General features: G+C 59.6%; 14 protein-coding genes. 2 read left to right on the top strand and 12 right to left on the bottom strand.

What is annotated here, in order from left to right; genetic code table 11:
- Positions 1 to 23: 23 nt before the first annotated feature.
- Genes IC50_RS37285 through IC50_RS40860 form a run of 11 tightly spaced genes read right to left on the bottom strand, consistent with a single transcriptional unit; the run spans position 24 to position 8,447 of the window.
- Entirely contained in the window at positions 24 to 1,061 is a 1,038-nt protein-coding gene (locus IC50_RS37285) for an EscU/YscU/HrcU family type III secretion system export apparatus switch protein (RefSeq protein ID WP_011084630.1), read from the bottom strand.
- Complete coding sequence (sctT, locus tag IC50_RS37280) at positions 1,058 to 1,879, bottom strand: type III secretion system export apparatus subunit SctT (RefSeq protein ID WP_011084629.1); 822 nt, start codon at positions 1,877 to 1,879, stop codon at positions 1,058 to 1,060. The genes IC50_RS37285 and sctT overlap by 4 nt, the downstream gene beginning before the upstream one ends.
- Positions 1,880 to 1,889: 10 nt before the next feature.
- Positions 1,890 to 2,165: an EscS/YscS/HrcS family type III secretion system export apparatus protein gene (locus tag IC50_RS37275; protein WP_011084628.1), complete on the bottom strand. Its 276-nt coding sequence runs from the start codon at positions 2,163 to 2,165 to the stop codon at positions 1,890 to 1,892.
- Positions 2,166 to 2,167: 2 nt separating this feature from the next.
- A complete protein-coding gene (sctR, locus tag IC50_RS37270) occupies positions 2,168 to 2,833 on the bottom strand; it encodes a type III secretion system export apparatus subunit SctR (protein ID WP_011084627.1) in 666 nt (221 codons plus the stop codon).
- Entirely contained in the window at positions 2,826 to 3,947 is a 1,122-nt protein-coding gene (sctQ, locus tag IC50_RS37265) for a type III secretion system cytoplasmic ring protein SctQ (protein ID WP_011084626.1), read from the bottom strand. Before sctQ ends, sctR begins: the two co-directional genes overlap by 8 nt.
- Positions 3,944 to 4,480 carry a hypothetical protein gene (locus IC50_RS37260; protein ID WP_011084625.1) on the bottom strand — a complete coding sequence of 179 codons (537 nt, stop codon included), beginning with the start codon at positions 4,478 to 4,480 and terminating at the stop codon, positions 3,944 to 3,946. Before IC50_RS37260 ends, sctQ begins: the two co-directional genes overlap by 4 nt.
- Positions 4,456 to 5,811: a type III secretion system ATPase SctN gene (gene sctN, locus IC50_RS37255; RefSeq protein WP_011084624.1), complete on the bottom strand. Its 1,356-nt coding sequence runs from the start codon at positions 5,809 to 5,811 to the stop codon at positions 4,456 to 4,458. Before sctN ends, IC50_RS37260 begins: the two co-directional genes overlap by 25 nt.
- The gene (sctL, locus tag IC50_RS37250) at positions 5,808 to 6,428 is read right to left on the bottom strand and encodes a type III secretion system stator protein SctL (protein WP_011084623.1); all 621 of its coding nucleotides are present in this window, start codon (positions 6,426 to 6,428) and stop codon (positions 5,808 to 5,810) included. The genes sctN and sctL overlap by 4 nt, the downstream gene beginning before the upstream one ends.
- Positions 6,425 to 7,063, bottom strand: a complete 639-nt coding sequence (locus tag IC50_RS37245) for a nodulation protein (RefSeq protein ID WP_011084622.1) — start codon at positions 7,061 to 7,063, stop codon at positions 6,425 to 6,427. The genes sctL and IC50_RS37245 overlap by 4 nt, the downstream gene beginning before the upstream one ends.
- An 11-nt stretch (positions 7,064 to 7,074) precedes the next feature.
- Positions 7,075 to 7,938, bottom strand: coding sequence for a type III secretion system inner membrane ring lipoprotein SctJ (sctJ, locus tag IC50_RS37240; RefSeq protein ID WP_011084621.1), 864 nt, complete (start codon positions 7,936 to 7,938; stop codon positions 7,075 to 7,077).
- Between the two features lie 8 nt (positions 7,939 to 7,946).
- Positions 7,947 to 8,447, bottom strand: a complete 501-nt coding sequence (locus tag IC50_RS40860) for a nodulation protein NolB (protein WP_026312858.1) — start codon at positions 8,445 to 8,447, stop codon at positions 7,947 to 7,949.
- Positions 8,448 to 8,629: 182 nt separating this feature from the next.
- Here IC50_RS40860 and IC50_RS37230 point away from each other — a divergent pair, with 182 nt between their 5' ends.
- Positions 8,630 to 9,322: a secretin N-terminal domain-containing protein gene (locus IC50_RS37230; protein ID WP_020608155.1), complete on the top strand. Its 693-nt coding sequence runs from the start codon at positions 8,630 to 8,632 to the stop codon at positions 9,320 to 9,322.
- 514 nt (positions 9,323 to 9,836) lie between these two features.
- Here the strand turns inward: IC50_RS37230 and IC50_RS42260 are convergent.
- Positions 9,837 to 10,055 carry a hypothetical protein gene (locus tag IC50_RS42260; RefSeq protein WP_162131544.1) on the bottom strand — a complete coding sequence of 73 codons (219 nt, stop codon included), beginning with the start codon at positions 10,053 to 10,055 and terminating at the stop codon, positions 9,837 to 9,839.
- Between the two features lie 413 nt (positions 10,056 to 10,468).
- Between IC50_RS42260 and IC50_RS37215 the strand changes: the two genes are divergently transcribed.
- Positions 10,469 to 10,672, top strand: coding sequence for a hypothetical protein (locus tag IC50_RS37215; RefSeq protein ID WP_011084616.1), 204 nt, complete (start codon positions 10,469 to 10,471; stop codon positions 10,670 to 10,672).
- The last annotated feature ends 583 nt before the right edge of the window (positions 10,673 to 11,255 follow it).

Here is an 11,255-nt window from a genome sequence, read left to right as displayed (position 1 = left end):
ATTGGCTCAATTGAGTCTGGACCCTAGACTAGCCCCGCCGCATAGAGCGCTTTTGCGACTGACTCGAAATACTGCGAAGGCACCGGGTTGCCGAGCCTTGCCTTGCCGAGCAGCTGACGCGCCAGAACATTGTCCTCCACAATGTTGAGGCGAAGCGCGCGCGCCTCACCAAGCAGCTGTGAAGCAGCTTCACCCTCGCCACGGCAGACCAACACCGGCACACCGGTCTCGCCGCGAACATAGCGCAGACCAATCAACGTTGCCGGTCCCCGCAATATCAACGTGGCCCGGCTGATGCCGAGTGGAGCCTCGTTTGCCGACTCTTGCCGCAGCCGCCGGTGCTCGCGCTTCACCTGCGGATTGCCTTGCTGTTCCTTGTTCTCCCGCTTGGCCTCCGTTTCCGTCATGCGCATGTCCTGCATAAACAACCAACGCTGGATTAGAAGGTCAGCCAATCCGCCGACCAGAAAAGCTCCAGCGGCAATGCCAATCAGCAGTTTAACCTCGGTGAAGACGAAACCAAAACAGCCCATGCCGCAGACTGGCAGGTACACCAGCGCTTTCCAGCTCGCGGTCACGGTTAAAAAGAAGATCGCACCAAGCAAAACCACTTTAGCCAGGGTCTTGCCAAGCTCGATGGCCGAACGTTTCGAGACGATACGCTTCAAGCCTTTGATGGGATCGAGTTTCTCGAGCTTCGGCTTGAGCGGCTCCGAAGCAAACATAAAGCCGCCATTGGCCAGGACATTGGCCAGAAGAGCTGCTGTCACGGCAGCGGCGAGCAACGGAGCGACAGTGGCAATCGAAAGTTCTAGCAAGCCGCTGAGCGCTTGTGGCACCGCGCTTGTGAACGGCTGCTCCTGCAGTTTATCGACCAGCCGGACCGTCTCCTGCCACTTGTCCTCAATGGCACCCGCTCGCCACCACAGACAGCCGAAACCGGCACAGGCGCTGACGCCGCTCACTAGATCGGAGCTGCGCGCGCTCTGCCCCTTCTTGCGCGCATCGCGCAGCTTCTTGGGCGTCGGAGGAAGCTTTTTCTCCTCACTCGTAGAGCTCATTTCAACAGCTTCCTCAGATGATCGAGCATGTCGTTCGAGGTCAGGATTTCAGAACCGGCATATTCGAGCAGATAGACGGTGTAGCTGACCATAATGACCCCGAATGCAACATTCTTGATCATCGGAGAGAGATCGTTCATCTTGAGCTGAGATGCAAAACGGCCGAGCATCATGACCGAGATATCCACCAGCAACAGCAGGGCCAGAACCGGCCCGGCGACCAACAAGGTCGTCATCATGATACGATCGAGAAGGGCAAGACACTCCATTGCCCCTTGCACTGTCAAGGCAGGCAAAAACTGATAGACAGGCCACACTAGGTAGCTGCCATAAAGGCCGCTCACCATGGTCTGCAGCCCGCCGACCAGAACGAAGATCGTAACCGCCGTAACACCGAGAAAGAGCCCGGTTCCAGTCGCTTGGCTGTGCGTCGCGGGATCCTCCCCCGCAACTTGGCTTGAAATTCCTCGTTGGGTATCGATGATGTCGCCGACTGCCTGTATGCTCCATAGTGGAATACTGAGCAGGATGCCGAGCATCAGACCGACGAACACCTCCTTCACGCCAAGCATGGTAACGCTAACCAAGCGCGTGTTCGGGTCCAAGGCCTGCAGACCGAGCTTGATCTGAGCAAGGCAAGGCAGGCCAATCGCAATCGTCAGGCTTCCCCGAATGAGGCCGCTGATACGCGGCCGGGTGAAGACAGGAAGCACCAGCATGATGCCTAGGGCGCGGGCCGCACTCAGGCCGGTTGCGGCGACGAATTCGATCGAGCCCTGAACGAGAACTTGCGCCTCTGCGGGTGACAGGCCAGCCATCCAAGCTCTGCTAGTATCTTGCGGTGAGTGCCGGAAACTCGCTGAAGATGCGCTCGGCCTGGTCGATCAGCGGGGCGCTGAGAACCGGGGAAAAACCGGCGAGCACGGCGACGACAACCAGAAGCTTGACCGTCAGTGGCAGGGTTTGGTCCTGGAGCTGAGTTGCCGCCTGGATAAGGCCAATGATCAGTCCGGAGATCAGAGCTGCGAGCAACGGCGGCAGAACCCAGATCATGAAGAGCACGAGCGATTGACTGAGGTGCGTAAGGATGCTGGCTTCGTTCATGGTCAACCTCCTGGCGTGGTGTAGCTTAGTACTAGCCCGTGCATGAGACGTGACCAGCCGTCGATAGTGACGAACAGAAAGAGCTTGAAGGGGACAGATATCACTGTGGGGGATACCATCGACATACCCATGGCCATCAAAATCGTGGTGACAATCAGATCGATCGTGATGAAGGGAAGATAGAGAAGAAAACCGATTTCGAAGCCCCGCTTGAGTTCGGAAATCAAGAACGACGGCACAAGAATTGAGAAATCATCTGCCGTTACGCTGCCGCGCATCTCCTCCGACCAGACATGTTCGGTGGATGACAGGAAGAAGCGGCGCTGCTCTTCATTGGTGAATTTCTTCAAATGAACACGCAGCGGCTCCTGTCCCTCCTTGGCGGCCATCACCCAGTCATCGAAACTCTGGTAGCGAAGTTGCGGATCGGTAAGGCGGTTATAGGTCTGCTCGAAGACTGGAGCGCTGATGAAGACGGTCAGGATGAGTGCCGCTCCGTAAAGGACGATGTTCGGCGGTATCGATTGAGTTCCTAGCGCATTGCGCACGAGGAAGAGAACAACCGAGACCTTGATAAAGGCTGTAGTTGTGACGACAGCAAAGGCCAGGAGACCAAGGCCGACCGTTATTGCAAGAAGCGCCAGGATGCTGGGTTGAATTTCAGTCATTAAGCGCCAACCTGCCGCGTAACCTGACGGCGAGCTCCTCGCCGATCCGCACGATGTCGCCTCGGCCGATACGTTGGCCGTTCGCAACGATATCGACCGGCCCGTCAAGATGCCGGCCAAGTTCGAACACGTGGCCTTCGTTGATGGTTCGCAAGGTTCCCAACGGCATCGGCCAGCGGCCACATTCGAATACGAGTGTGATCTCGATGCTGTCGATATCCGCCTCTGACGGGGGCTGCTGTTGCATCTGGTTTTGGGGCATCACATCTTCACTTTTTAGAGGGTGGGATCGCAAGCGGAATGGTCCTCGCAGCACCAGCCTGTCGCCGCCAATCTCTGCAGGGGCCCACAATCGGTCTGCAACGAGAACAATTTGGCCTCGCGCGAGTGGAATTGTGTCCGGGAGCAGCGCATCGCCTTGCTCTGCTTGGCGAAGAACGCCGATCGCGACGCGGAGCGAGCCGATATGGCCTGCAACGATGACCGGGAGTTCGGAAAGCAGCCTGGCCGCCTGTCGCGGTAATCGGCCGAGCAGCTCGCCGAGGACGGTGAAAGCCGGAGGCACCGGACCGTCGAACGGAGAGAATAGAAGCAGCCGAGCCTTGCTGGCGAGCTCACCATAGGCGACGTCAAATTCAAGATAAGGCTGCGTACTCCGCGCTTCCTCGGTGCGAACAAGCTGCAGATTCCGCTGCGTCATTCTTTCCAGCGCAGCAAGCAAGGGTTCAAGCGCAAGTTCCAGGACCAGCGAACGCGCCGGCTCAGAAGGTAAGGTAAGCCCATTCTGCACGGTCCGAACCAGCGCTTCCGCAAGCTTACCCGGCAAGGACAGGATCAAGGTTTCACCTTCTACTTCGAAGACGCAGTCGAGCATCGGTGCCGCAGCCGGCTCCGCCTGCCAGACGGTCCGGCTCACGCGCACAGATAGCGGCTTCTCGCCGAGGAGGCCTTGTAGAGGCGCACGCAACGCTGTGATCTCGTTAAGCCACGAGGCCACTGCGTGCGACAGGATCAGCGACGGCATGAAGGCTGCGCGCTCAGCCGGCCGGTCCGAGGCCGGTGCGGCTTCCGCGCCGCAGGCCCCGAGCTCGCGCGTGAGAGGATCTGCAATCATGCTGGCTCACCTCCCGTCTGCCCTGACGGGCCGCGCCGGTAGCGGAGCAAGACTTCATCATCAGCTTCGATTTCGGCGGCGGCTTCGAAATGAGCACTCGTGGTGCGCCGAACGTCTTGATCAATCTCACGCCATTTCTGGCTCGCCGCTGAACGCCTGGCCCAAACGGCCCTCGCCTCAAGAACCGCAGTCTCAGCTTGCGCCTGAGCAGCACGGGCATTTTCAAGAACCTGCTGCGCCGCTGCAATCTCGTCTGTGAGCCGGCCGATGATGAGATGATAGCGCCGCTGCAGCTCGCAAACAGACATCGCATCGGCTGCTAGCATCTCCCGATAGAGCTCTGCCTCGAGCTTTGCCCGGCGCTCTTCGGCATGTGTAAGATGCTCGAAAGCTCGTTGGACAGCTTGGATCGCAAGGTGGCGCTTGGCTTCCATGTTAGACAATTCACGAATGGCGCTTCGCTCCCGCATGTCCTTTACGAGCCGCAGCTTCGAGGCGTGAACGGGACTTAGGCGGTCAGACGCGATATCCATGCGATCGTCTCCTCAAAGCTGCACGCCTCACCCTGCCCCTGGCGCAGAAAGGCCCGCAGTTGCTCGATCGAGGCGATCGCCCGATCGGTCAGCGGATCAGAGCCTTGTTTGTATTCACCGACCTTGATCAGGAACTCGGCCTCAGCGTACCGTGACAGCAGATCACGGAAAAAGGATGCCGCCTTGCGATGCGGCACGGACACGATCGCATCCATGACGCGGCTGCGGCTCGACAACACGTCGATCGCCGGAAAATGCTCCCGGGAGGCCAACGCGCGGGAGAGAATAATGTGGCCATCGAGGATGCCGCGTGATTCTTCCGCTATCGGATCACCCGTGCCGTCACCTTCGACAAGCACAGTATAGAAGGCCGTAATGGAGCCATGCTCGCCCATGCCGGCGCGCTCCAACAAGCCCGGCAACAGTGCAAATACGGATGGCGGAAATCCGCGCCGGGTCGGCGGTTCTCCTGCGGCAAGTCCGATTTCACGCATGGCGCGGCTAAAGCGCGTCAAAGAATCCATCATCAGAACGACGCGAAGGCCCTGATCACGAAAATATTCGGCTAGCGCTGTCGCCATGTGGGCGCATTGGGCCCGCTCCATCGCCGAACGGTCGGAAGTCTCCACCACAACGACGGAACGGTGAAGGGCTTCGCCAAGATGACGTTCGATGAATTCACGCACCTCTCGACCGCGCTCGCCGATCAGCGCAACGATAGTGACGTCGGCCGCTGCGCCTCTTACGATTTGCGACATCAGCGTCGACTTGCCGCAACCGGCATCACCATAAATTCCGATCCGCTGACCTTCTCCGCATGTGAGAAGACCATCCAGGACACGGACGCCGAGCGGGAACGGCTGTTCAATCGCGCGCCGTTTCATCGGATTAGGCGCCCTGCCGCGCAGCGGTCTGGCTTCGCCGGCTTTTATAGGGCCCTTGCCGTCGAGCGGCCGGCCAAAACTGTCGATCACGCGGCCGAGCAAATCGGGGCCGGCAGCCACTTCCTGCATTCGCCCGGTCGTCACCACCTCTGCGCGATTGGACAGCCCCACCATGTCCCCGATGGGCGTGAGTAACACCCCATCCGGCAACAGACCGATTACCTCGGCCTCGAGCGACCATCCGCTGCGAGGATCCTGCAATAAGCACAGTTCTCCGACCCTGGCCTCCGGCAAGACGGCGTGCAGCAGCGTGCCCACGGCCCGCGTGATCCGGCCGCGGACAGCGCGTGTATCGATGTGCTTGGCGGAAGATCTTAAGGATGAGAGTGCGGCCTTTACGGTTCCTTCTGCGGCCGCGGCATGATGGGTCGGTCGTTGCACGGTCACGATTCAGCTTCCTCCGTCAAGCCAAAGCCGAGGCGCAGCGCGCGCAGCTGCGCGGCAAGCCCAAGATCGACGTTGCCGAACTCGCTCCATAAAACACATTGGTCCGCGCTCAGCGCCGGATCCGCCTCAATCCTGAGCTTCGGCCGGCCCTCAAGTCCGTCATAATCCTTGAACTCACTGGCTAGCAGGTCGGCTTTCAGTGGGGATACGTGAAGGCAGACCTCCGTGTTTTTATATCTTTGCTCGATGGCATGACGAACGCACTGGACCAGCATCTTGCCCGAATCAAATGCGCCAAGCAGATCGCGAACGATCTCAAAGACCAGTTGCGGCAATTCCCGCTCCAGAACCGCCTTGCGTTGGGCCAGTTCACAAGTCGCCTGCGCAATCAGCCGGGCCATTTCCTCTGCGCCAGCCTTTGCACCCTCGGCGCGGCCCTGCGCACGTTCCCGCTCATAAGCCAGGCGTGCCCACCCTCGAACCCGCTGCAGATGCCGCTCGGCAGCGGCCAGCGCCTGTATGGCATCGTGCCAGATCTCAAGCTGCGCAGCTGGGATCAGCGGTCCAAGAGCCCGAATCTTCGGGGCCGCGGGTGGTGCGAGGGCATCGGCCGTCATGCCCCAGCATCCTCAGTGCGCAAATGAGCCATGACGAGGGAAAGCAGCGGGCCTGCTGCGCTACGGTGCTCGGCAGTTGAGCTCTCGGCGGCCGTCCCAGCGGGCAAGCGTAGAAGCACGCGGATACGAGCAAGCGATGAAGTCTCTTCGAGCCAAGCGCCGAGACAAGCATGCCCGTCATATTCGATCTGTCGGGACAATTGCTCTGGATCGGCGATCGGGGCCGTTGCGACGGCGCAGGATAAATGCCGGACTGCGAAAGCATGCGCCTCGGCACCGATCAACTCCACCAACACAGGCAGATCGTGCCTGGAGAACAGCTTGAGGATGGAGCGTGCATGCCAAATGCCGCCCGCGAGCAGCGCAGCCCGCCGCGGATCATGCCCCAGGAGAGCATCTTCGCTCCAGTCGCCGCAGCTCACCTCCCCCTTGCTGCCCAAAAGCAGTTCGGCGAGCCTTGGCTGTAGCCTGGCACTCTGCTGTAGCCGAGCCAAAGTGGAAGGTGAAAGCAGCGGGTCAAGAAGCCCGGCGAAACGACCGGGATCGGCCGAGGCAGCAAGCTCGCGCAGCCGATCGGCTGCGAGCGTGAACGAGCGATTGGTTTTTGTGGCTGTGGTTGACATTGATGGCGGCATGAGCGTCCAGACTATGACGCATCAGCAATCATCTTGCCCGCCGCTTGGTCAGCAGACAGGCGCGAGCCCCTACCGAACACGCTCAGCTTACGCGATGATTTTCCAAACTGACGCATGCGCGGGCCCAGCAATACGCAAGCGACGATGCCGAATACCGCTCCGGCGCTTCCTACAGCAAGCGCAAGTAACGGCGATGAGCCGGCTCTTGCTGACTGAGCCACAGGGACTCCCGGACCGGCAGACTGCTCGACTGGAGCGCGCTCGACCGGCACGAAGACAACGGCGACCTTGTCATAGGACAGCCCTTCAATGCTGTTTGCGACGAGCATCTTGATCTGCGGCAATAGTGCCGAAAGCCTCGCGCTGGAGCCATGTCGAATGAAGACCGATGCCGAGGATGGGGTCGCACCTTGCCGCAACAAGTCGTTCTTCGGCAGAACGACGTGAACGCGTGCTGAAAGGACGCCATCTATATCGCTGATCGTGCGCGACAATTCTTCGCTTAGAGCATAAACGTATCGTGCCCGCTCCTCGATCGGCGAGGCAACGAGGCCCGATCCCTTGAACACCTCGCCGAGATTCTTGAAGGATTGGCGCGGCAGCCCCTCAACATTGAGCAGGTCAATCGAATAAGCGAGCTGCTTTTCCTCGACCTGGATTGTGCTGGTTCCGTCCTTGGCGACAACACGGACAGCATCAACGCCCTTGCCAAGGAGAAGCGCGAGCATCTCATTAGCCTCGCGCTCCTGAATTTTGGTGTAGAGATCGGTCTTACAGCCGATCAGCGAGAGGAGAAGGGGCATAGCAAGAAACACGCGAAGCCGTCGCCACGATTGACGGCCGCCGGAGCTCCCCCTCTTCATATCGCCAGTCATCAGCTTACTCAGCCGGCCGATAGCAGCTTGTTTAGCGACGAGCTGACGGCGCTGGTGCCCTTGGAGACGAGGGAAACCTGAACAACGTCTTTGTAGACGTCTCGCAGATTCGTCATCATCGATTCGAAATCAGCTCCAACCGGCTTAACAGCCGCATTGGCTCCGGCGTTATCCGCCGGCAAAAGTGGCTGCGCAGCCGGCCCAGGCTGCACCCCATTTACGACAGCCGGCGCAATCGCCGGAGAAACGGCTCGACCCTGGTAGATGCCGGAAAGGGTTTGGAGGATTCGGTCGCCCGGCGGACTTGCCAGCACATTCGTGCGCTGGACCTCCAATATCGGAGGAGTCGCTGCGGGTGGATTCGCGGTCGGGAAAGCAGACCCCTGATTGGGAGCTACTTGCGCCAGGGACTGCTCGAAACGCGCCTGCTCGCCAGCAGCTGCCGGAGAGCAGGCACCGGAAAGACAACCGGCTGAACTGGGAGGGATCGGCGTTGCGCCTAACAACATGGAGTGTGTCATTGTGCTGGTTTGATGACCTAAGCTTTAGCCGATGAACCGATCAAGTTCATAGGCTGCCGAGCTGACGAAAACCTGACGGAGATCAGGTTGACTTGGTCATCTAATGATCACGTTTGGCTTCCAAGCTGCGGCGAAACTCTAACTTCATAATGAGCGGAAGGCGTCAAGGAATGCTCGCGCGGTCCACGGTGGTACATATCTTAAAAAGAATTTTTTGTGCCGGTGTTCTCATCTGTGTCGGAATTTTGCGCACGTCTGCTGCATCCCTTTCGCTGCCGCCCGCCCCTTATAGCTACACCGTTCTCGATCAGGATCTTGCTGCGGCGCTGCAGGAGTTCGGAAACAATCTCAATATCAGGGTCAATGTCAGCGCCGACGTCAGGGGCCGGATTCGTGGACGAATGCCGGACCTGCCGCCACGAGAATTCCTTGACCGTTTGACTGCTTTGTACAATCTCCAGTGGTACTATGACGGACTTGTCCTTTACATCTCCGCCGCCCAAGAGGCGCAAAGCCGGCTCATTGTATTGAACCCAATCAGCTTCGATGCGCTCAAGGCCGCGCTCGACGCGCTCAACATCTCGGATGAGCGCTATATCGTGAAACCTGCCCCGGGAGAGGGCCTCATCCTTGCTTCTGGCCCACCCAGATTTGTTGCGCTGGTGGACCAGACCCTCAAGGGCCTTGTGGCGGAAGCGCAGGCCCGGCGCAGTCCCGCCGCCGAGAGGTCACAACACGAGTCGGTTTTGATGTTGTTTCGCGGCTCCTCGAGCACGGTCTTCCGGGACGGGCGGCCGGAAGCTTCTCCCGAAACGCCGCTTCATGGGGGCGCTGTGCGCGAAGCCGGTCCAGGCCAGAAGTGATGGTCGAAGATGCAAGACCGCTCCGACTGAAGTCGCATCCGATCGTCAGCTTTTCGAAAGCTAAAGCCCCCAGCATGAGCCTGCGAGGTCTTGACGGCTGCCCTGCTTGAGGCAGCCCGATAGATGGATAAGAGACCGGATGCTCGAGGGAAATTGGGTAGCGCTGCCTTCACGCAGTGCGAGGCATTAAAGATCAATGTGGGCCTCCGCACGCGCGCTTCCGAGCTAGCTGAGGCTTCGCATAGCTCAATGCGCGTCATCAGTTGGAAGGAGAGACAGGGTGGATTTCAATGCAGTCGCCCCGGCGAATACGAGCCCGGAGCCCGACACAGCACGGACGGCTACAGATGCAACCGAGTTCGAGCGGCAGCTCAGCGGTTCAGAGGCTCCCGCTTCGGCGCAGGGAGTCGCCCATCCAGTGCTGCAGGGCGAGGCTTATTCACCCTATCTCGACGCGGGCCATCCCTACTCTCCATACTTGGAGACAGGACACCTCTATCCGCCTTACCCAGATTTAGCGCATCCCCTTGGGCCAGACTCGGGTTGGCAGGATAATGTATATGCCGCGCCTGCGGCCGTCGCTGCGCCAGAGCCGGACAACGGCCAGCAGCATCTCTCGCCGCAGGCCATAGCTCAGGCGATCGAGGAACATCCCGGCTTCGATCAAGATGTGATATGGCAGACTCTGGATGTCGGCCCATCGGAAGCCGAGCCACGGCACGGTGAGCCTCAAGCGGGGACATCGCATGCAGGACCATCGCGCACCGCCCCTTTTTCAGGATGAGCCGCCGCACGCCGGCCCCTCGCATGCCCGGCCATTGCAGGCGGGACCGCCCCAACCTGGGTCTTCTGAAGCTCCGCCAGAAAGGACCGCGAGGCGATCCATGTCGTCGAGATGAAGGTAAGCGCGTTGCGGATCAGGATAGTCTGGGTATGACCGGCCCCCCTAAATACCTTCAACATACCGGTTGTTAGAACCAGCACAGTTCTTCGCACAAACCTCCAAACACCGGACCACCTGAGATCACTCGGGGCACGAATCGCGGCATCAATCCGGCCTCACTCTTCAGCTTCTTGCAAGCTGCCCCTGCTAGCACGAAAGGAATAGGTCATCTCGCGGCACCGCCGCTATCTGAGTTTTATGACATGGACACAGGCGCAGCCGATATCGCAGCAACGGCGCCAGACGCTGGCACAAACACCGATAACGCCGCGAACGGCGGCGACAACTCGCACGCAGCATTGTTGCAGCGGGCCTTCGAAAAAGCTCTGGTTGCCGTCGCTACCCAGGTCATAAGCGATACCCAGTCAGACATGGATGACGCTATGAGCGAGCTAGATGATGGCTGAAGGCCGGATTATCAGACGCGCACAGGGAGGACCTGACGGACGGCAAGCCGAACCGAAAACGATCGGGTGAAGCAGGCGGACTTGGCAACAGCAGCCGCTAGACCGTCTTAGGTGATCCTCCAGGCAGGCGGTGCGGCCGTTCTGCAGGACCTCGCAACTTTCGGAAGACGCCGCAGCGACTTGCTCATGCCGCCGTGTCACATATTCTTCGATGAGGGTTCATCAGGAGCGCTCTTTAGCCAGGGCACCAGACGTTCTAAGCGAGCCCGAGCGCTCCCCGCCGATGAACTTCGTCATCTATTATCCTCGATTGGTTCTGCAGCCGCCCGCGAGATCGTGCGCTAGAGAGATCCTCCGAGATTTTCCGGAACATAGGCAGACTTGGCGCTCGCTGCGCCCATATCTGCAGAACTCCGGGGACCGCTACCCCTCAGCATCGAGGCATGTTGCTGCTGCCTGATCCTGAGTTATGGCGTATTTGTCGCTACGAATTGGCGCCAAAGCTCAGACTGCCCCTATCACGCTAAGAGCTAAGATCCTCATCGAGGCCGCCGCACCTAGTACCCGGAATCAGAGCTGAGTG

Origin of the sequence: Bradyrhizobium genomosp. I (2014), assembly GCF_000261685.1 — a bacterium.
Lineage (GTDB): Bacteria > Pseudomonadota > Alphaproteobacteria > Rhizobiales > Xanthobacteraceae > Bradyrhizobium.
This window is presented reverse-complemented; position numbering and strand designations above follow the sequence as displayed.